This window comes from Moorena sp. SIO3I6 (assembly GCF_010672095.1).
On the sequence record NZ_JAAHHU010000053.1, the window covers coordinates 20,157 to 41,402 of the forward strand.

General features: G+C 41.8%; 22 protein-coding genes. 14 read left to right on the forward strand and 8 right to left on the reverse strand.

All coding sequences use genetic code 11. The features are described 5' to 3' along the window. Nucleotides 1–13 precede the first annotated feature (13 nt). From F6K49_RS16995 to F6K49_RS17030, 8 genes are all read left to right on the forward strand, one after another. Nucleotides 14–841 (forward strand): hypothetical protein, encoded by an 828-nt coding sequence (locus F6K49_RS16995; RefSeq protein ID WP_293024496.1) that lies wholly within the window; start codon nucleotides 14–16, stop codon nucleotides 839–841. Nucleotides 842–900: 59 nt separating this feature from the next. Next, nucleotides 901–1,416 carry a hypothetical protein gene (locus F6K49_RS17000; protein WP_293024494.1) on the forward strand — a complete coding sequence of 172 codons (516 nt, stop codon included), beginning with the start codon at nucleotides 901–903 and terminating at the stop codon, nucleotides 1,414–1,416. An 87-nt stretch (nucleotides 1,417–1,503) separates the two neighbouring features. Beyond that, the gene (locus F6K49_RS17005; protein WP_293024492.1) at nucleotides 1,504–1,950 is read left to right on the forward strand and encodes a hypothetical protein; all 447 of its coding nucleotides are present in this window, start codon (nucleotides 1,504–1,506) and stop codon (nucleotides 1,948–1,950) included. A gap of 70 nt (nucleotides 1,951–2,020) precedes the next feature. Continuing rightward, nucleotides 2,021–2,251 (forward strand): hypothetical protein, encoded by a 231-nt coding sequence (locus F6K49_RS17010; protein WP_293024490.1) that lies wholly within the window; start codon nucleotides 2,021–2,023, stop codon nucleotides 2,249–2,251. Nucleotides 2,252–2,277: 26 nt separating this feature from the next. Beyond that, nucleotides 2,278–3,537 carry a hypothetical protein gene (locus F6K49_RS17015; protein ID WP_293024488.1) on the forward strand — a complete coding sequence of 420 codons (1,260 nt, stop codon included), beginning with the start codon at nucleotides 2,278–2,280 and terminating at the stop codon, nucleotides 3,535–3,537. A gap of 62 nt (nucleotides 3,538–3,599) precedes the next feature. Next, nucleotides 3,600–4,862, forward strand: a complete 1,263-nt coding sequence (locus F6K49_RS17020; protein WP_293024486.1) for a hypothetical protein — start codon at nucleotides 3,600–3,602, stop codon at nucleotides 4,860–4,862. A gap of 39 nt (nucleotides 4,863–4,901) precedes the next feature. Next, entirely contained in the window at nucleotides 4,902–5,471 is a 570-nt protein-coding gene (locus tag F6K49_RS17025) for an Ig-like domain-containing protein (RefSeq protein WP_293024484.1), read from the forward strand. A 180-nt stretch (nucleotides 5,472–5,651) separates the two neighbouring features. Beyond that, nucleotides 5,652–7,862, forward strand: a complete 2,211-nt coding sequence (locus F6K49_RS17030; RefSeq protein WP_293024482.1) for a hypothetical protein — start codon at nucleotides 5,652–5,654, stop codon at nucleotides 7,860–7,862. Here F6K49_RS17030 and F6K49_RS17035 read toward each other — a convergent pair. Beyond that, nucleotides 7,851–7,997, reverse strand: a complete 147-nt coding sequence (locus tag F6K49_RS17035; protein ID WP_293098499.1) for a hypothetical protein — start codon at nucleotides 7,995–7,997, stop codon at nucleotides 7,851–7,853. The two genes, F6K49_RS17030 and F6K49_RS17035, sit on opposite strands and share 12 nt — an antisense overlap. 157 nt (nucleotides 7,998–8,154) lie before the next feature. Here F6K49_RS17035 and F6K49_RS17040 point away from each other — a divergent pair, with 157 nt between their 5' ends. The 5 genes from F6K49_RS17040 to F6K49_RS17060 all read left to right on the forward strand — a co-directional run bounded on the left by F6K49_RS17040 (nucleotide 8,155) and on the right by F6K49_RS17060 (nucleotide 18,457). Then, on the forward strand, nucleotides 8,155–10,239 hold the full coding sequence (locus tag F6K49_RS17040; protein ID WP_293098502.1) for a tail fiber domain-containing protein: 2,085 nt from the start codon (nucleotides 8,155–8,157) through the stop codon (nucleotides 10,237–10,239). A gap of 288 nt (nucleotides 10,240–10,527) precedes the next feature. After that, on the forward strand, nucleotides 10,528–12,045 hold the full coding sequence (locus F6K49_RS17045) for a hypothetical protein (protein WP_293098506.1): 1,518 nt from the start codon (nucleotides 10,528–10,530) through the stop codon (nucleotides 12,043–12,045). Between the two features lie 316 nt (nucleotides 12,046–12,361). Continuing rightward, nucleotides 12,362–13,645, forward strand: a complete 1,284-nt coding sequence (locus F6K49_RS17050) for a hypothetical protein (RefSeq protein WP_293098510.1) — start codon at nucleotides 12,362–12,364, stop codon at nucleotides 13,643–13,645. 103 nt (nucleotides 13,646–13,748) lie between these two features. Further along, a complete protein-coding gene (locus F6K49_RS17055) occupies nucleotides 13,749–17,708 on the forward strand; it encodes a DUF4157 domain-containing protein (protein ID WP_293098513.1) in 3,960 nt (1,319 codons plus the stop codon). Between the two features lie 92 nt (nucleotides 17,709–17,800). After that, nucleotides 17,801–18,457 (forward strand): ankyrin repeat domain-containing protein, encoded by a 657-nt coding sequence (locus F6K49_RS17060; protein WP_293024472.1) that lies wholly within the window; start codon nucleotides 17,801–17,803, stop codon nucleotides 18,455–18,457. Between the two features lie 326 nt (nucleotides 18,458–18,783). Here the strand turns inward: F6K49_RS17060 and F6K49_RS17065 are convergent, their stop codons facing one another. Continuing rightward, nucleotides 18,784–18,924: a hypothetical protein gene (locus tag F6K49_RS17065; RefSeq protein WP_293024470.1), complete on the reverse strand. Its 141-nt coding sequence runs from the start codon at nucleotides 18,922–18,924 to the stop codon at nucleotides 18,784–18,786. Between the two features lie 43 nt (nucleotides 18,925–18,967). On the opposite strand from F6K49_RS17065, the gene F6K49_RS17070 reads away from it, so the two are divergent. Further along, the gene (locus F6K49_RS17070; protein WP_293024468.1) at nucleotides 18,968–19,309 is read left to right on the forward strand and encodes a XisI protein; all 342 of its coding nucleotides are present in this window, start codon (nucleotides 18,968–18,970) and stop codon (nucleotides 19,307–19,309) included. Nucleotides 19,310–19,344: 35 nt separating this feature from the next. Here the strand turns inward: F6K49_RS17070 and F6K49_RS17075 are convergent, their stop codons facing one another. The 6 genes from F6K49_RS17075 to F6K49_RS17100 all read right to left on the reverse strand — a co-directional run bounded on the left by F6K49_RS17075 (nucleotide 19,345) and on the right by F6K49_RS17100 (nucleotide 21,236). Then, nucleotides 19,345–19,452, reverse strand: coding sequence for a type II toxin-antitoxin system YoeB family toxin (locus F6K49_RS17075; RefSeq protein WP_293024466.1), 108 nt, complete (start codon nucleotides 19,450–19,452; stop codon nucleotides 19,345–19,347). A 31-nt stretch (nucleotides 19,453–19,483) separates the two neighbouring features. Continuing rightward, on the reverse strand, nucleotides 19,484–19,693 hold the full coding sequence (locus F6K49_RS17080; protein WP_293098520.1) for a hypothetical protein: 210 nt from the start codon (nucleotides 19,691–19,693) through the stop codon (nucleotides 19,484–19,486). Then, nucleotides 19,638–19,943 (reverse strand): type II toxin-antitoxin system prevent-host-death family antitoxin, encoded by a 306-nt coding sequence (locus F6K49_RS17085; protein WP_293024464.1) that lies wholly within the window; start codon nucleotides 19,941–19,943, stop codon nucleotides 19,638–19,640. Before F6K49_RS17085 ends, F6K49_RS17080 begins: the two co-directional genes overlap by 56 nt. A 624-nt stretch (nucleotides 19,944–20,567) precedes the next feature. Next, complete coding sequence (locus F6K49_RS17090) at nucleotides 20,568–20,702, reverse strand: hypothetical protein (RefSeq protein WP_293063892.1); 135 nt, start codon at nucleotides 20,700–20,702, stop codon at nucleotides 20,568–20,570. A gap of 13 nt (nucleotides 20,703–20,715) precedes the next feature. After that, nucleotides 20,716–21,066, reverse strand: a complete 351-nt coding sequence (locus F6K49_RS17095; RefSeq protein ID WP_293024498.1) for a DUF5615 family PIN-like protein — start codon at nucleotides 21,064–21,066, stop codon at nucleotides 20,716–20,718. A gap of 2 nt (nucleotides 21,067–21,068) precedes the next feature. Next, on the reverse strand, nucleotides 21,069–21,236 hold the full coding sequence (locus tag F6K49_RS17100; protein ID WP_366514195.1) for a DUF433 domain-containing protein: 168 nt from the start codon (nucleotides 21,234–21,236) through the stop codon (nucleotides 21,069–21,071). Nucleotides 21,237–21,246 lie beyond the last annotated feature (10 nt).

Sequence of the window (21,246 nt, forward strand, 5' to 3'; positions counted from 1 at the left end):
GAGAGTAGCAATTATGACAGATATTCAACGTCCCAATTACTTCACCTCTCAGTTTCTCATCGAAGCAGACTTTAATGAGGAACAAGCTTACCATCGTGATATGCGCAAGCGCCACAATCGTTCCCTCCATGAATGGGGTGTGGTGGAAGGGCTAGAAGTCAGCAGAGAAGCGGAAAAACAAATTGCTGTTACTAGAGGAATGGCAATCGATAACGAAGGTCGAGACATTATTATCTTATCGGATTCTCCTCTACCAGACACCATTAACTTAGATGGATTAGAACTCAATACAACTATTGAAATTACCATCATCTATCGGGAAATTCCAGAAAACCCTTACCAAGTAGAAGTAGGTGGCGTGACTAAATACACTCGCACCGCTGAACGTCCCAAATTTGTTATCTACGGTGGTACCACTAGGCAAGACAATCTCCAAGATGGCAATGTAGATTTAAGAACTGGTAATGTCCCTACCGATGGTACTGTAGTGCGGTTGGCACAGGTGAGACTAGACAATAACGGTAATGTTAGTACAGTGGATAATTCTGTACGGAAACTTGCTGGTGCCAAGTTACCTTCCCCCAGACAGTTTATTGTGGATATAGCTGAAGATGATCAAACAATTTCTGTACCAGCGGGAACAACTGTGGATGACTGGGTAATTTTTGTTTCCCCTAGAGAGCTGGCAGTACAAAAAAGTGGTGCTTTTGTCTCCGATTTTGAGATAGAAGTTTCTGCCGAGCCAGAGACAAACGGCTGGAGAATTCGTTGTTACAGTCAGGACTTATCAACAAATACAATTAACCCTGGCACAGCTAACTATATGTTGCTTAGGAAATAGTCTATTGACTTAATTCTGTACATTTAAATTGATAAACAAGCTAGGTAGTAGCAAAGACTATGAGTGAATACACTTGGCCTGATCATATCGATCTTACCGTCAAGAACAACGTTGGGATTGGCATAGAAAATCCTACGGAAAAATTGGAAATTGAAGGCACAGTTAAAGCGACAGAATTTGTAGGAGATGGTTCAAAATTGACAAATCTAAATCGTTGGTCACTAGCCTATGCCCATGATGCCAATGGTAACCGCACGGCAGGCAATATTGATGACTTAATTAATGCAGTACAAAATGGCTCTCAAGTAAGGGTATTAATGGATAGTGGTGACCATAAATACATCACGTATGCACAAAATATTACGATAAAAACTGGAATTGTTTATGTTCAAAATAATTCTCATGTAAGCATAAGTTTTGAGGGAGATGTATTGAAATTTCAAGACGATTCTTACTGGTGGATGGTTATTGTTAGTACTAAAGGCGATCGGGATAAGATTCGTTGGAATGTAGGGGAACATACTCCCCGTGGTCATGATAATGACAAAGTAGCGATGAAGTGGTTTGTTGACTGAAACTAACTCTTAGGAAATAGTCCCCCTACACACCATCAAAAAATCCGTACAGTTCAATGATATGCAAGTGATAAAGGAGCAAAGACTATGAGTGAATACACTTGGCCTGATGCTATGAATCTTACTGTCAAGAATAAAATTGGTATCGGTACAACCAACCCAGAAGCAGAGTTACATGTGCTCGGCAAGCTACTCGGCGCAGCCCAAGATACATCGGGAAATTCACTAAGAATCTGTTGTGGCAAAACTCCCGAAGGCTCTACTAATTGGCAACCTTATGATTCTACTCCTCAAGGTATTTATGTAGATGTAGATACTTCAGCGTGTGGTTTTAAATCTACACCATATTACATAGTAAATCTGCATGGCAATAGTAGTCATTGGATAGTTACAGGTGGAAGTGCTCCATACTTCGCCACAGCTAAAGGTTTTAGAATTTACCTCAGATTTATTTATGATCGAAACCTAACACCAGATTTTGCCAATCACAATGATCAAAAATGGCATATTCAATGGCTGGCAATTGGTAATTAGTACCGCTACCGGGAATTGACAATTAACAATTACATAAATTTATCAACGTTAGTAAAGAAGCAGAAGAACGATGAAACAACAACTAGAACAACGTCTGACAAGCCTAAAAACTGAATTTGAATCCGGTCAAACAATGTTGACAGAGTTAGAGGCAAAAAAGGCAAACCTTACAGAAACTTTATTACGGATTAGCGGCGCAATTCAAGTCTTAGAAGAAATGCTAGTTCAATCCCAAACATTAGAAGAAAACGGGAATCAAAATCTTGAAAGTGATGTCACAAGTATCTTAACTAATTCATAACTTTTTATCCCAGGATATAAATAAAAATGGATGAACTTAAATATACTTGGCCCGAAGCAGAACCAAATCTTACAGTCAAAGGCAAAGTTGGTATTGGTACTAAAACTCCCTCACAGGAGTTAGAGGTAATTGGTGATATTTCCGCTACAAACTTAAACCTGAATGGCTCCCTCACCATTGATAAGAACCTGGCTGTCGGTGGTAATTTCCAACTAGGTACACTATCGATCAACGCATTTTCCAGTGATGGAAACCTAGCAGATAACAGCAATTTAGCTGTTCCTACCGAGCAGGCAGTTAAAACCTATGTGGATAATCAAATTAGTACTAGAGCTGCTCTCAACGGTGCTACTAACCAAAATTTTGCCACTAATAACCTCACCGTAGGGGGTAATCTACGGGTATCGGGTAATTTGGAAGTACAGGGGGATGTGATTGCCCGTGATACCGAGCATATTGAGGGTAATGTCTCCTTGGGCGACCAAGACAGTGATGAAGTCAAAATTACAGGCGTAATTCGCTCAGGACACTCCTCAGGGGCGCTTAGGATAGATGATGCTTTGCATACCACGGGGTCGTTGACTGTGGATGGGAGTATAAGTGTTAGGGATGCGATCGCTACTGCTCAATTAAGTGTGACCGATCTGGTGAGTGGTTCTATAAAAATAGAGAATAATTTAACCTTAGGTGGCAAAGTCGGCATTGGCACACCAAATCCTAGAAATACTTTGGGAATTCGAGCAACACGTCAATCGGAAGAATTGATCAGTTTTGAAGATCCAAGTGGAAGAACTAAGTGGCACATAAACCAAAATTTAGGAGGCACAAATCCAGGACTCAATTTTGTGGAAACAGGTGTAGCAGATGGAAGATTTTTTATAAAAGCTGGTGGTAACGTTGGTATCGGTACAACAAACCCAGAAGCAGAGTTACACGTAATAGGCAAGCTACTAGGCGCGGCACAAGACACCTCAGGAACAGCCTTAAGAATCTGTTGTGGAAAAACTCCCGAAGGCTCAACTAATTGGCAACCTTATCGTGGTGGGACTAAAGGTATTTATGTAGATGTAGATACCTCAGCCTGTGGTTTTAAATCGACACCAATTTACCTAGTTAATATGCATGGAAACGGTAGTAATTGGGGAGCAACAGGCGGAAGTTCTGCATACGACAGGACTAACCAAGGTTTCCGTGTTTATGTGCGATTTTCTAGTGGTGAAGACCTAACACCAGATTTTGCCAATAGCAGAGGATGGCATATTCAATGGCTGGCAATTGGGAATTAGTACCGCTACAGGTAATTATCAATTAACAATTAACAAGTTTTGATCAACAGAGGTAAATAAAAATGGCTTTTAATTGGCCACAGCCAGAACTTACAGTCGATGGTAGAGTTGGCATTGGTACAGATACTCCCTCACAGGAATTGGAAGTAATTGGTGATATTTCCGCTAGAAACTTAACCCTGAAGGGCTCCCTCACCATTGATGAAAACCTGACTGTTGGTGGCAATTTCCAACTAGGTACACTATCCATCAATACATTTTCCAGTGATGGAAACCTAGCAGATAACAGCAATTTAGCTGTTCCTACCGAGCAAGCAGTAAAAACCTATGTGGATAATCAAATTAGCACTAGAGCGGATCTCAATGGTGCTGCTAGCCAAGATTTTGCCACTAATAACTTGTCAGTAAGTGGTAATCTACTGGTATCGGGGAATTTGGAAGTACAAGGGGATGTGATTGCTCGTGATACCGAGCATGTCGCTGGGAATGTTTCCTTGGGGGACCAAGACAGTGATGAAGTGAAAATTACCGGCGTAATTCGCTCAGGGCATTCATCAGGGGCGCTTAGGATAGATGATGCTTTGCATACCACTGGGTCCTTGACTGTGGATGGGAGTCTAAGTGTTAGGGATGCGATCGCTACTGCTCAATTAAGTGTGACCGATCGGGTGACAGGTTCCCTCACCGTAGAGAATAACTTAACTGTGGGTGGTTTGCGTGCTACCACTTTAGAAGTATCTGGTGCTTTAAAATTAGCGACTACAGGAACTCAGATTTTTCATAGTACCAATGAATCCGGTACACCTAGTGGAGATGGTTTTCGACTCAGGTACGACAACAATTTCTTTAGGACTAATCAAGATGCTTTAGTGATTGAAAAAACCGATGGTAATAACCCTAACCCTGATGGAGGCATTGCTTTTGTTAATACAGGTAACGATGGGGTTGTAGAAACTGCCCTTGTTATTAGAGGAAATAGCAATGTAGGTATCGGAACGACGAATCCATCTCAGAAATTAGACGTGAGTGGCAGTGTCAATATTAACGGAGATTTGAACGTAACTGGAAGTATTGCAGGTAGACTAGCTGGGCTAGGTATTGCCACTGCTTCATCATTAACCCATGGTCAAAGTATACCTGTTCCCGAGGGTTTTACTAGAGATGAATGCCTCTTTTTTGCAACCATCAAATATCTCAACTTCAGAGCTGGCGAGGACATTCTTGTTAATTGTTCCGCAGATGCTAATGGAACCATTACTGCAACTCCTGAGGGTAAAGTAGCCGCTAAAGGTTATGCGATCGCTCAAAAAGGTGGATGGCAGTGAGGGCTTACTAACAAAAGGGTTTATTTAAGGAGACTGACTATGATTATTATTTTTGATAAAAAAACAAAAAAGCTGGTTAGCTTTGCAGGTCGAGTTTTGGATTGTGGAAAATGGCGAGAACCAACTTTAGAAGAACTCTATCCAAACAAGAACCCTGAAGACTTTTCCGCCTGGGGCTTTGTTTGTATCAAAGACTCCCCTAAATATGCCTTAAGCCCCAATCTAGACCGATGGCAACTTAAACTTGATGAAAATGGAGTACCCATAGGAGTTGAAAGAAAACCGAATCCTCTTAAAATCCATCTGATCACAACTGCTATCGATACAGATGGTGACGCTATTCCTGAATTAATTGCTGATGGTAAAGATAAAGCGATTATCACAATCGAAGTCATAAATTCACGAGATGAAATCGTAAAAAAAGATTTCAATATAGCTCTTAAAACAACTGGAGGTACCCTTTCAGCAAGAAGAGTAACCGCTAAAGAGGGACAAGCCACAGTAGAACTTACCTCTTCTGTTGAAACTGTATCAGTGACCGTGAGTGCGGTAGCCGAAGGCGTTAAAAGTGACTCGATTTCATTGGAATTTATGCCACCTGAATCATGACTGGCAAGCAGCCAATTGATGAAAAGTAAAAGGCGAAACCTATAGGGCATCAATGAGCAACCCAAAAACCAACGAATAAAAAATTTCTACTGAAATCATCAGAGATTTTACTCACCCAAATTTGTAAGCACAAATCAAACATCATTCACAGTTACATTTTGGCAACGGAGGTAAAGAAAAATGAGTAGTTGGCCAGATCCAGAACTTACAGTTAGTGGTAGAGTTGGCATTGGTACAGACACTCCCTCACAGGAGTTAGAGGTAATTGGTGATATTTCCGCTACAAACTTAACCCTGAGTGGTAGTGCTACTGCCGCCCAATTTGTTGGGGAAGGTTCCAGTTTAACCGGCTTAGTCACCACTACCGGAAACTCAACCATCGCTGGTTCCCTCACTATTAATGACAACCTTAGTGTCGGTGGTAATTTCCAACTCGGAACATTATCCATCAACGCATTTTCCAGTGATGGAAACCTAGCAGATAACAGCAATTTAGCTGTTCCTACCGAGCAAGCCGTTAAAACTTATGTAGATAATCAAATTACCCAGGTTAATAATGCCCTCGATACCAAAGCGAATCTCAATGGTGCTGCTGACCAAGATTTTACTGCCCAGAATTTGACAGTAGGGGGTAATCTACAGGTATCGGGGAATTTGGAAGTACAGGGGGATGTGATTGCCCGTGATACCGAGCATGTCGCTGGGAATGTTTCCTTGGGGGATGAAGATAGTGATGTCATTACCATCGCAGGGGTGGTAAGTTCCGGACATTCCTCCGGTGCTTTGGAAGTTAATTCTGCTTTGCATACCACTGAGTCGTTGACTGTGGATGGCAGTCTCAGTGTTGGTAATGCGATCGCTACTGCTCAATTAAGTGTCACAGATCGGGTGACAGGTTCCCTCACCATTGAGAATAGTCTCCAGCTCGGAACGGGGTTAGCCATTAATGAATTTTCCAGTGATGGAAACCTTACAGATAACAGTGATTTAGCTATCCCTACCGAACAAGCGGTTAAAACTTATGTAGATAATCAAATTACCCAGGTTAATAATGCCCTCGATACTAAAGCTGCTCTCAACGGTGCTGCTGACCAAGATTTTACTGCTAATAACCTGACTGTGGATGGCAGTCTCAGTGTTAGTAATGCGATCGCTACTGCTCAATTAAGTGTGACCGATCGGGTCACAGGTTCCCTAGCGATAGAGAATAATTTAACGGTAAATGGCAACTTAACGACTACAGGTTCGTTAGATCTCGGTGGAGATTTACGGTTGCGCGGAGCAGATATCCGAGATGCTGGCAACACATCGAGAATTCGTCTGATCGATAATGGAGATTTGTCCTTGAGAGCCAGTAATGGTCTACATTCTTTAACTATTGCTGAAAATCGTAATGTAGGTATTATCACCACAGATCCCCAAGCCAGATTGCACATTATCGGTGGTACTGATGCAGAACCCAATGGCGGTGGCTATTTAGTTGTCGGCAACACTAATCGTGTAAATCTTGCCATAGATGATAATGAAATTATGGCTAGAAATAATGGAGTTGTTTCTAACCTACATCTACAAGCTAGCGGGGGTAACTTACTAATTCAAAATAAATCGCCAGGTAGGGTTGGAATTGGACTGTCTAATCCAGTTACTACTTTGCATGTTAGGGGTACTAAAAATGGTGCTGCTTCGATGGCTAATAATATTGCAGTGATTGAAAATACTAGCAGTGGTACAAATGCAGATGTTTTAGCTCTCAAGATAGGTACTATTTCCCCTGGTGGGGGCTGTAATTTTATCACCTTCAAATCTGGTGACCGTGACGTTGGTGCCATTGAGGGAACTGGCAATAATAATATTCGTTTGAGAAGCGGTAGTGGAGATTATGCAGAATACTTACCACGACTTAATCATAGTGAAGTAATTGAACCAGGTGAACTAGTGGGTGTATTTGGTGGCAAAGTTACCAAGTATACCCAGGGAGCAGATCAAGTTATGGCAATTACTAATCAGCCTATTGTCTTAGGCAATGCTCCCCAAAAGCAAGAGCAACATCTCTATGAGCAAGTAGCATTTTTGGGACAAGTGCCCATTAAAGTTCGAGGTAGCGTGCAATCAGGAGATTATATTATCCCTTCAGGTTTCAATGATGGTATGGGGATAGCAGTCTCACCTCACGAAATCGCAGCCAACCAATTTGCCCTTATTGTTGGTAGAGCTTGGGAAACTTCCGAGCAAGAAGGTGTAAAACCGATCAACGTTGTCGTTGGTCTTAATTCTAATTACCACTGGCTCTCAAGTTTGTTGCAAAAGATGCAAATTCAGCAATCGGAAATAAAGATCTTAAAAAACCAAATTCAAGAGTTGAAATCACCAACAGGTGTTTCAGTGTCTTAGTCTTGACTTAAATTCCGTAACACAATGGCACAGAATTACCAACAGCTTAATTATATACCAAAGGGAACAGGGAACAGGGAACAGGGAACAGGGAGTAGTGAGTAGGGAGTAGGGAACAGGGAACAAAATTCTCACAATTCATTTAGGATTGCTATATGGTTAATAAAAACTATGACAGAACAACCAATCAAACGCAATTGCGGTTTTAACCAAAGTCGTCAAAGAGCAGCACCATAGGATTTCAGTGCTGATGGAAAAGGTAGAAACCTTGGAACAGATGAGGTAAAGAAAAATGGCTTTTAATTGGACACTTCCAACACTGACAGTCAACGGTGAAGTTGGCATTGGTACAGACACTCCATCAGAGGAGTTAGACGTAATTGGTGATATTTCCGCTACTGGCAATATTTCTGCCACAAACCTAACCCTTAGTGGTAGTGCTAATGCTGCCCAATTTGTTGGGGATGGTTCTCGTTTAACCGGCTTAGTCACCACTACCGGAAACTCAACCATCGCTGGTTCCCTCACTATTAATGACAACCTTAGTGTCGGTGGTAATTTCCAACTCGGAACATTATCCATAAACGCATTTTCCAGTGATGGTAACTTGGCAGATAACAGTAATTTAGCTGTTCCCACCGAACAAGCCGTTAAAACCTATGTGGATAATCAAATTACCCAGGTTAATAATGCCCTCGATACCAAAGCGAATCTCAATGGTGCTCCTAGCCAAGATTTTGCCACTAATAACTTGTCAGTAGGGGGTAATCTACAGGTATCGGGGAATTTGGAAGTACAGGGGGATGTGATTGCCCGTGATACGGAGCATATTGCTGGCAATGTCTCCTTGGGGGATGAAGATAGTGATGTCATTACCATCGCCGGGGTGGTAAGTTCCGGACATTCCTCCGGAGCTGTGGAAGTTAATTCTGCTTTGCATACCACTGAGTCGTTGACTGTGGATGGCAGTCTCAGTGTTAGGGATGCGATCGCTACTGCTCAATTAAGTGTGACCGATCGGGTGACAGGTTCTCTAGCGATAGAGAATAATTTAACTGTTAGTAATGCGATCGCTACTAGTGAACTCAATGCCACTGGAACTATTCAGGCAAATCGGTTTGAGGGGGATGGCTCCGCTTTAACAGGTATTAATCCTGGAAAGTGGTCTGAGGGTAGTAGTGGCAGTATTTACTACAACAATGGGAATGTAGGGATTGGCACATCAAATCCTAGCGCCAAATTAGAACTGGCAGGTGCTTTAAAATTAGCAACTACTGGAACTCAGATTTTTTATAGTACCAATGAATCCGGTACACCTACTGGAGATGGTTTTCGACTCAGGTACGACAACAATTTCTTTGGGAGTAATCAAGATGCTTTAGTGATTGAAAAAACCGATGGTAATAACCCTAACCCTGATGGAGGCATTGGTTTTGTTAATACGGGTAACGATGGCGTTGTAGAAACCGCGCTAGTCATTAAAGGAAATGGAAATGTGGGCATCGGTACAACTAGTCCCGCATCGGGAGCCAAATTAGATGTTCGGGGTAATGTCTATGTTGGCGGTCAGGCAGCAATTGCTTCCAACAACTATTGGCACAGAGCGCAATCGACCGCTGATAATCGCTATGGCTACTTTGAAGTCAGAAGAAAAAACAATCAGCGAGGTTTGTACCTGGGATGGGGCTCTCCTGGAAAATATGTAGATCTAAGACTTGAGGAAGGTAACGCTCTGGCCATAACAGGCGGTAAGGTTGGTATTGGCACAAAAACCCCCAAGAGCACACAGCATATTGTTGGTGACTTAGTTCTTGGTAAAGATGTGAATAACCAGAAGTTTATTTTTCATTCAAGAACTAATGGTAATGGGGATTTTATCCATATAACTTGTGATAACTCTGCCGGGGGTTGGGATTGGAGCAAAGGCATCATGTTCTTTCGTAATGGTGATGTCCGCATCAGAGGAAGATTGTTAGTCAATAATATTCCCTTTGGCGATCGCCGTAATATGCAGTGGGATAATTCCAGCAAGCTCTTTTATCAAGATAACTCCTCCCGAAAAAGCAAGGAAAACATCGCATCTCTAGAAGATGATTTCACCAAGATTTTGCAAGTAGCACCAAAAACCTATACACGACCTGGGGATGCAGAACACTGGGAAATTGGATACATTGCTGAAGAATTTCATGAACTAGGTTTAAATCAACTCGTTTACTACGATCAAGACGGCTCCCCTGGGGCAATCAATTACCGCAAAATCAGCATGTACTTGGTTGAAGTTGTCAAAGAGCTTGAGCAGAAGCTCCAGCAATATGAGCGCAGGCTCAATCAATTAGAAAAAAAGGTACCCTCAAGGGTACTACAAAGCGGGGGTTAGATCTGACATTCTATAAAATGTATTGATTAAAAGTAATTACAGTAAGATGTAAACCCCATGAGTTACAACTACTAGAATCCCTGTGTATTCCAATACGGAAAATCAGCATGTACTTGGTTGAAGTTGTCAAAGACCTTGAGCAGAAGCTCCAGCAATATGACCGCAGGCTAAACCAATTATAAAATCCTCTCTAGTCAAGATTTACAGCTTTGGTGCTCAAGCACCAATTGTAGCAACGCTACCGCTAATTAACAATTAACAATTTGTTCTCAACAGAGGTAAATAAAAATGGCTTTTAGTTGGACACTTCCAACACTTACAGTCAATGGCAAAGTTGGTATCGGTACAGAAACTCCCTCACAGGAGTTAGACGTAATTGGTGATATTTCCGCTACTGGCAATATTTCTGCCACAAACTTAACCCTGAGTGGTAGTGCTACTGCCGCCCAATTTGTTGGGGATGGTTCCAGTTTAACCGGCTTAGTCACCACTACCGGAAACTCAACCATCAATGGCTCCCTCACTATTGATGACAACCTTAGTGTCGGTGGCAATTTCCAACTAGGTACACTATCGATCAACGCATTTTCCAGTGATGGTAACTTGGCAGATAACAGTAATTTAGCTGTTCCTACCGAGCAAGCGGTTAAAACCTATGTGGATAATCAAATTAACAAGGTTAATAATGCCCTCGATACCAAAGCGGCTCTTAATGGTACTGCTAGCCAAGATTTTGCCACTAATAACTTGTCTGTAGGGGGTAATCTACAGGTATCGGGGAATTTGGAAGTACAAGGAAACGTAATTGCCCGTGATACCGAGCATATTGCTGGAAATGTCTCCTTGGGGGATGCTGATAATGATGAAGTGAAAATTACCGGTGTAATTCGCTCAGGGCATTCATCTGGGGCGCTTAGGATAGATGATGCTTTGCATACCACTGGTTCCCTCAGAGTGGATGGTAATTTGAGTATCGGCACCATGAATCCGCAGGCGAAGTTAGAAGTTAATGGCGAGCTTAAGTTGCAAGAAGGTGTAGCAGTCAATCAGTTTTATAGTGACGGCACTTTCAGTAGTAATAGCCAGTTAGCAGTACCTACCCAAAGGGCGGTGAAAACTTATGTAGACGAGCAAATACAGCAGTTAAAAAAAGAACTCAAGAAAACGAAGGATGAACTAACAGCGACAAAAAAAGCTCTTGAGAGTCAAATTATATCAAGTATTTCTTCTTTAAAAAATGAAATTGAAACCGGGTCGATTATTGCTCAAAAAGCGGCTATGCTTCAAGCAAGAGATGAAAATCACTGGCTCAGATTTCATAGAGTTGATAGCTCTAACCACGATCTGTTTGAGTTATGGCGTAATGATGACAAGTGGTTCCCTACGATTCGGGTTCAAGCTTCAGATAAATTATTAGCCAGAAATGAAGGTCACTGGCTCAGATTTCATAGAGTTGATAGCTCTAACCACGATCTGTTTGAGTTATGGCGTAATGATGACAAGTGGTTCTCTACGATTCGGGTTCAAGCTTCAGATAAATTATTAGCCAGAAATGAAGATTACTGGATGAGATTTCATAGAGTTGATAGCTCTAACCACGATCTGTTTGAGGTATGGCGTCATGATCACAAGTGGTTCTCTACAATTCGGGTTCAAGCTTCAGATAAATTATTAGCCAGAAATGAAGGTCACTGGATGAGACATAAAGGGGTCGGCGCAGGAAATCGAGACTGCTATGGTCTGTGGAGATCAGATGATAAATGGTTTAACTTGATACAAGTTGCAGCTACAGGTAACCTGCCATAGCAAAAGTTTTCCACTTACTATTAGCTCATTTTGAGTAATACCATAACAAGGAGAAAACTGAGACAACAATTATAACAACGTCTAGCCACCTAAACCTCCAAATTTTAATTATAGAAAAAAAGGCTGGATGCTCTGGATAAATAACCGGCAAAATTCAGAGATTATTGGTTACGTATTAGTGGGGCAAAGCAAGTCTTATAAGACTTGCTTTGCCCAAGCCCAAACACCAGAATAAAACGAGGCTCAAAATCTTGATAAAGATGCCGTAAGTATTTTGAGCAATTAACAATTTTTTTATCAACGGAGGTAAAAACAAATGAGTAGTTGGCCAGAGCCAACACTTACAGTCGATGGTAAAATTGGCATTGGTACAGATACTCCCTCACAGGAGTTGGACGTAATTGGTGATATTTCCGCCAAAAACTTAAACCTGAATGGCTCTCTCACTATTGATGAAAACCTGACTGTTGGTGGTAATTTCCAACTAGGAACATTATCGATAAACGCATTTTCTAGTGATGGAAACCTAGCAGATAACAGCAATTTAGCTGTTCCTACCGAACAAGCCGTTAAAACCTATGTGGATAATGAAATTACCAAAGTTAATAATACCTTAGATACCAAAGCGGCTCTTAACGGTGCTGTTAACCAAGATTTTGCCACTAAAAACTTGTCAGTAGGGGGTAATCTACAGGTATCGGGGAATTTGGAAGTACAGGGGGATGTGATTGCCCGTGATACGGAGCATATTGCCGGAAATGTGTCCTTGGGAGACGCTGATAATGATGAAGTGAAAATTACCGGAGTGCTGCGCTCAGGGCATTCATCTGGGGCACTGAGGATAGATGATGCTTTGCATACCACGGGGTCCTTGACTGTAGACGGTGGTTCAGCAAATTTTGATACTAGTGATGGAAAATACCCTTTGATAATTAGCAGGCTAGGTAGTGCAAATCAAGCTGCAAAAATTAGCGTACATGACACTCTGATGACATTCCACTATATCAATGATGAAGCTAGTAATTCGATATGGTTTAGACTACAAAATACAGATACTGAAACAGGAAGAGGAATAAATGCAAATGATAATGTTGTCATGACCTTAAGGGGTGATTCAACAGGTGGCAAAGTTGGTATTGGCACCACAAATCCTAACGCCCAACTAGAAGTGTCTGGAGATATTCAAGCTACCGGAAAATTATCTTCTCAAAATGGCCAAGTGAGAAGAGACTTTGTGACATGGAGTACTAGACTAAGAACATCTAACCCCATACATATCAAAACTAATATTCCCAAGAAATCCAATATTATGTATAGGATTTTAGTGGAAGGCTATAACTATGGAGTTGCTGCTGCTATTAATTCAGATGTAGTCGGATATACTTACCAAGAGAATACTATAGTATCGGCTCAAGCAAAAGATTACGCCAATGGTGTCAGCATTTCCCAGTACTACAGTTCTGATGGTTACGTTGTTGTAAAATTAACCACAGTAAATACTAACCACCTAGGATTTTCAGCTTCGGCATGGTTTACAAATCCAACAGGTGCTGGTTTTAATATTTCTGCGACAGTTCATCATCAAGCTGAAGATTTGTAAGTTTTAGATACTATTAAGGTAAGTATTTCCCAGCAATTACAACAAACTTAGTAGTGGAACCCTAGCAATACTCGGTCATTCTCGGTACACAGGCAGTGAGATTATGGGATATCAACGGGCAAGCCAAACCAAAAACAACCAAACAACCCCAACGGGGAAAACCGTTCAAGCCAAGCCAACCCCCTTGGCTACCCATAGTCCGGTTCACCCCCTCCTGAAACTGCAAAGCATCATCGGTAACCAAGCCGTCAATCGTCTCATCCAGACAAAAATGCAAGTGGGGGAACCAAATGATGTGTACGAGAAGGAAGCGGACACAGTTGCAGCCCAAGTAATGCGGATGTCAGCACCCTCAGTGCAAAATCAAATGGAGGAAGAGGAAATACAAACTAAGCCGATAGCCCTACAGTTACAATCCGACGAAGAAGAAATACAAACTAAGCCCATAGCCCTACAGTTACAATCGGACGAAGAGGAAATACAAACTAAAGCAAATCCCAGTCAAACCCCACAAGTATCCCCTAATTTAGAAACCAAAATCCAATCCCGACGGGGTACGGGTCAACCTCTGCCAGCATCTACCCGTGCTTTCATGGAACCCAGATTTGGGGCTGACTTTAGTGGGGTGCGGGTGCATACTGACTCTAGTGCGGTACAGATGAATAAGGAGTTGGGAGCCCAAGCCTTTACCCATGGTAGGGATATTTTCTATGGTGCGGGGAAGTCTCCTGGTAAGAATAGTTTGACGGCCCATGAGTTGACCCATACGATACAGCAAACTGGGGGAATTCAGGCCAAGGTAATTGATCAACAGGCCAAGAAGACAAATAAAATAGAAAAGAAGGCTGGGTTTGCTGTTCCGATCAAGGAGAGTCCGGGGAATGGGGTCAATCAAGAATCTCAGACTCTTGTCAAGGATACTGATATAAAACCAGAAGTCGAGGGGGAAAATACAGTTAACACAGAGGTAGTTGCACCTCAAGAGACTGCTGCTCCTAAGGCTGAAACAGCCCCAAAGCCGGAAACAAATGCCACATCGGTTAGTTCTGGAGGAACTCCAGGGAAAAACCAGGAGGCAATGGCTCCAGAAGCAGCTAATCAAGGGATGAAAGCTGAGGTAAATCAAGAAACCACGGCAACAGCTGCTGAAGCAACACCCCAAGAAACTACTGCTGCTTCCCCAGAGTCAGATCCAGATTTTAAAGCAGTGGTTGCTAAAGCTAAGGGAGTTGCCAATAAGCAAAAACAACACGCCCCAGCTAGTACAAAAGCTAAACAAGCCCAAGCTGCAGCGGTAAGTCCTGCCAAGGAAATAGAAAGCAAAGCCCAGGCCAATCAAGTGGGTGAGATGGCACAAGCTCCCACTCCTGGTTTTAATGCTGCTGCTTTCAAGGCTAAATTAATGGAGCGCATCCAGTCAACAGCTCCGGAAACTCTTGAACAAGCGGATGAGTTTAAGGATAGTAACAAACTGGCTTCTGTCAAGAGCCAGATGCAAAATACCGTTAAGCAAGAGCAAACTGCATCTCAAGCACCCTTAGAACAGAAGGCGAAACAAGCACCGGATACCAGCAGTATCGAACCGAAATCAGTAACTCCCCTACCTGCCAATGAAGCGGGAGCAGTAACCAAAAATATTGGTGCTCAAAAAGCTATTCCTAAAGCCAAGGGACAAGGTGAAGTGGAGGCACCGCTACAAGAAAGTAGCCAAAAACTTGACCAACAGATGGCTGACGCTGATGTTACCACGGAACAGTTAGCCAATTCCAATCAACCCCAATTCCAAACGGCTTTAGCAGCAAAACAAGAGGCTCAAACTAATGCCAGCCAAGCACCCCAAGCCTATCGTCAGTTCGAGCAAAACCAGTTAACCCAAGCCCAAGGGGAAGCTGCAACCACAGCTGGGCAACAACTGCAAGGAATGCATGGCTCCCGCGCTGAATTATTAGCTCAGGTTACCAATCAGCAAGTTGAAGCTAAGGGTAAGGATGAGCAAAAGCGAATTGATGTTGCTAGCCACATCAATGGTATCTACCAAAACACAAAAACGTCAGTTGAGAACATCCTGAATGGCATTCAAGGCGAGGTCATGAGTCGCTTTAATGCTGGAACCGAGCGGGCTAAAAAGGCTTATGAAAATTACGTTGCTCCATACATGGAGGACTATAAAAGCCGTTACGATGGTATTTGGGGCGCAGGCAGGTGGTTTAAGGACAAGCTTTTGGGAGTTCCCCCAGAAGTTACTGCCTTTTTTAAAGAAGGGCGGAATGAATATCTCAGTGAGATGGATGTAACCCTTACTGATATTGCTAACTATGTGACTGAGCAGCTTAACCTAGCCAAGGAGAAGATTGCAGAAGGTAGGCGAGAAACTCAGGAATATGTAGACGGATTACCTGCTTCTTTGCAGCAGGTTGGACAAGAAGCTGCTAATAATATTCAGAGTCAGTTTGATGGGCTAGAGCAAAGTGTTGATGATAAACACGGTCAGCTCATAGATACCCTGTCACAAGCCTACACTAAAAACCTCGAAGAATTGGATGCCCGTATTGAGGAGATGAAGGCATCCAATCAACCCTGGTTCGCCAAGGCATTTGATGCCATAACTGGAGTCATCGATACTATTAAGAAACTCAAAGACATGTTGCTGAGTGTCTTGAGTAAAGCGGCTAGTGTGATTGGTACCATTATTAAAGACCCCATCGGCTTCCTAGGTAACTTAATTAGTGGTATCAAACAAGGCTTTGAGAATTTTGTCGGTAACATTGGGCAACATCTACAAGCCGGTTTAATTGGCTGGTTAACTGGAACCCTGGGACCGATGGGTATTCAACTACCCGATGACATCTTTAGCTTACCGGGAATATTCAGCTTAGTAACCCAAGTCTTGGGCTTGACATTTACTTACATTCGTGGTAAAGCAGTCAAACTATTTGGGGAACCAGTAGTAGCTGGGATGGAGAAAAGCGTGGAAATATTCCAGGTATTACGCGATCGCGGACCCATGGGACTGTGGGAACATGTTAAGGAACAGTTCAACGACCTGAAACAAACAGTCATCGAAGAAATCAAAAGCATGGTAGTTACCCAGGTGATCACCGCCGGGGTGAAGTGGGTTCTGAGCTTGTTAAATCCAGCATCAGCCTTTGTCAAAGCCGCCATGGCAATTTATGATATAATAATGTTCTTTATCAATCGCGGTAGTCAGGTGCTGGAATTGGTAAATGCTGTGGTAGATGCCGTGAGTGCGATCGCATCTGGTGCAGTTGGTGGTGCAGCCAAGTTGGTAGAGAATGCTTTAGCGAAAGCTGTACCAGTGGTAATAGGGTTCTTGGCTTCCTTGTTGGGTATTGGTGGTTTGGCGAAGAAGGTTGAGAATATTATTGGTAAGATTCGCCAGCGGATTGATCAGGCGATTGATAAGGTGTTGTTGAAGGCTAGGGGGTTGTTTAATGGGAAGAAGGGTAAGGGGAGTAAGAATGAGCAAAGTAAAGAAAAAGTAGTTGAAGCCGGACTTAGAGACTTACATGTTGAAGAGAATAAATATTTAAAGAACAATAAAATAACTAAAGCTAATGCAATGAAAGCTGCCAAGATTACAAAGAATAAACATCCTATATTCAGCTCTATCACAGTTATTGATGGGGGAAAAGATTGGGATTATGATTATACAATTCGAAGAAGTAAAAGAGAAGATGGCAAAAAAAAAGCGGAAAGAGATAGAAAACATTCAAATCAGACTTGTGAAGATGAAGTCCTTGAGAGACTCCAAGAGGAAAAAGATGCAATTTGTGGTTCTATACCACTGCCTAAGTGTAAGCCAGCTTTGGATAAGCTAAAAGCAGGGAAAAAACTCAAAGGAATATCAGTCAAAGGAATGACGAAAAACCATGTTATTAACAGAATTATAATTATACAAGAATGTATTGATAAAAGACAACAAATACAAGATGAATGCTTTGGTGGAAAACCGGATCAAAGACATGAAGATGCTATCAATCAAATGAAGAATGCACTGGAAAACTGCCAAGAGCTATTAGACAATTATGGAGATTATATATAGAGAATATTTTTAGCTCAAGCCTTGAACGTTACTATTAATCTCAAGTATTGAGTTTACAGTAGTTTATCATAATGTTATTTTGGTTAATTAAAATGAACAATCAAGATATTTTTGATATAATTCGAGACCATGATGATAGTAATCTTGCGAAAATGATTGAACAAGGCCTCGACGTTAATTTTTACATGCCTAATCCCCCTTTCTGGACTCCCTTACAAGAAGCGATAGATGAAGTGGATTATGGAGGAAAAATAGAAATTGTAAAACTTTTGATAAAAGCCGGAGCTGATGTCAATGCTTGGAATCTAGACCGGGATTCTCATCCATTACTCATGGCTATGTGGGGCGGCCACAAAGATATAGTAAGCTTACTATTGAAAGCGGGAGCTAATCCTAATGTCAAGGATAATGAAGGCAATTCTCCTCTGAGATGGAGTGTAGAGGAAGAAAATATAGAAATGGTTCAACTGCTCCTTAATCACGGAGCAAAAGACACAATCAATGAAGCTGGCGGATTTAGTGGAATGAATGCATTAGGGATCGCGGTAAGTAAGCTGAATATTCCGATAATTAAAACGCTTCTCGATCGAGATGCCGATCCCGAAGTAATTGATAACGATTACCGAAAACCAATAGAAAGGCTGCCGAAGAATGCAGACACTGAGATAAAAGAGAAAATCACAAGATTATTGGTGCGTTACGGCGCAAAAGAGCCAAATGTCTCTTACCTCAAGCAAACAATCCCATGACACACTCTAGACATACCTCATAGTATGGTGGTAGGCGTTCAGCTTAGTGCGATCGCGAAGCGTAGCCCTTTGGGCTAATCGCTGATCTTGCTTTGGTGCGCCCTTCGACAGCGTAACGCACCAAAGCAATCGAATCGATAACGGTACTAACGCCCGCAAAATAGCAAAATGTTCCTTATATTGACCAAACAAGTGCCTGAAGCACCCTACTCATCACTATGGTTTCCCTTTGCTAGCGTAAGCATCCCGCTCACTATTGAAGGATAAATGAAAATTACTCATATATAGCGCTACGCGCCAGGCAAGAGGCAAGAGGCAAAAGTTGACTACAACAGCTTTTGAGCATGTATCAATGTCCTAAATTTAATGGGTAGTGCTATACCAAAGGGAACAGGGAACAGGGAACAGGGAACAGGGAACAGGGAGTAGGGAGTAGGGAAAAGGGAACAAAAATTATCACAATTCATTTAGGATTGGTATATATAATCCTGTTGAAGAGGTAATCATCCAATGGAAAAACTAGAAAAGTACCGATTATTCATCCGCCAGCTATTAACTAATCATGCCACCTTAGAAGCGAATAATCCAAATTCAGAGATTGAGTGTCAACTTATTTTTGACACAGAACATGACCATTATCAACTTCTAGATATCGGCTGGGATGGACTCAAACGAGTTTACAACTGTTTCATCCATTTAGATATCAAAGATGGTAAAGTTTGGATTCAGCGAAATATGACAGAAGCTGATTTGGCGCAATATTTGGTGGACATGGGTATACCAAAAGAGGACATTCTTCTCGGTTTACATCCCAGTTATAAACGTCCTTACACAGGCTACGGAGTGGCTTAGTAGTGGATTAATTGACAATAAAATATAACAAAACATCACTCATAATGATACCGACAAGCCAGAAAATCAATCTGACTACTTCCCACCCGATAAACCAGCCGATGTTCCAAATCAATGCGGCGTGACCAAATATCTGCATCCATATACTTTAATGGTTCTGGTTTACCAATGCCCTCAAATGGATTGATTGTCCATTACAGCAGTAACCAAATCCAAAATTTTCGACGCCACTTTAAAATCATGCTTGAACCACCAAGCCAAATCTTCCTTAAACCTAGAACTAAAACCAGGACTGCGATTAACCACAACTGGCTTTACTTGATCCAATTCAGCCTTTTTCTTCTTCTTCTTGCTCAATTCCCAACTCAGAGTAAAGTTCTTCAATGGTTTGAGGTTTTATTTTTCCAGTCTTAGACTCCTCAATTGCATCCAGCAGGCGAATTGCATTGCTAGGGGTTCTTAACAGATAAACCGTCTCTACTAAACTCCTCAAATCCGATTCTGTAATCAAAGCAACATTCTCCCCATCACGACGATTGATGATATATACCTGATTATTTTGTGCAACTATATCCAACAACTTAAATAAGTTATTTTTAGCATCATTTTGAGATGTAATCTCGTAATCAAACATCAGTTTATGTACAGATTTACGTACATATATTATATCACTTATTCCAAATCAAGCAACGTAAGCATTCAGCCATCAGCCGTCAGCCGTCAGCCGTCAGCTTATTGTATTCAAAAGCTGATAGCTGATACGCGACACGCTGATAGCTGATACGCGACACGCTGATAGCTGATACGCGACACGCTGATAGCTGAAGACTTACCTAGCAACAGATGCTTTCCTTGAAACCAAAACCTGATCTGACTTTATGAATTGTAAATTGTTATGAGTAATCATACTGAAAATTTACCTTTAGACAAAGAGTTAACCTTAAGCGACTCCTGCAATCCCTTAACCATTTCCACAACTTCAGGTGCGACCCGTGGCGAATTTAATTCTTAATGGTAAGAGCGCACCTACCTATCCCTCAGCAAACAAAGTGCAACGCTAAGCAATTGCAAATTCAGTGCGATCGCCCCTAGGTTGGGTTGAGCGAATAAATATTTTTGAGAAAACCTATCGATTTGATAGCAGAGCGGAACCCAACATCATCTCTTATTTTACCTGAATTTGTTGGGTTTCGTTGCCTCAACCCAACCTACAATACTACAATACATTCCCAAAATGAAGAAACAACAAGGCAATGTTTCAACAAACCCTACTTACCAGTGCGATCGCATAATCTTGTAGGTTGGGTAAAGCTTTCGCGAAACCCAACAGGGAGAATTGGTGTTGGGTTTCACTTTTGGTGGCTTTCGATAAATTTTTCAGGTGTTTGATCAACGCTTTGCCACAATTATTGTGATAAATTAGGAGGTTGTACTCGATAAACTCGAATAAGTTTACCTGCGAGAGTTTCTAATCCATTTATCGCCTGATCAATATTCATTACCATTCTCTGGCGATCGCCATCATCTACGCAAGCAATAATTCCGCAATGTTCCTGATTTAAACGATGTAAACGAAAGAAATCACGGCGATTTAAAGTTAATACTGCGCGATTTTGGTTCACAGCAAAAGCTAATACTGCTTCATCGGATAAACCCTGATTACCAGCTTCTTGGACTGTTAAAACATCATGTTCTAAAGAACGAAGTAATTCTACTACTTGTCTAGGAAACTGCTCATCAGCATATAAACGAACCATCATTAATCTGCCTCATTTTCTTGGATTGCAGTGGCAACTTCCTCAGGATTAACTTGGGCATAGATCCAAGCATTCGCTAAATCAATTGCTGTTAATGTAGGATAGTCATAGAGTAGTTGAGACTCGCTAATGCCTAGATTACGGGCATTTACCAATACCCAAACAGGAATACGAGTTCCA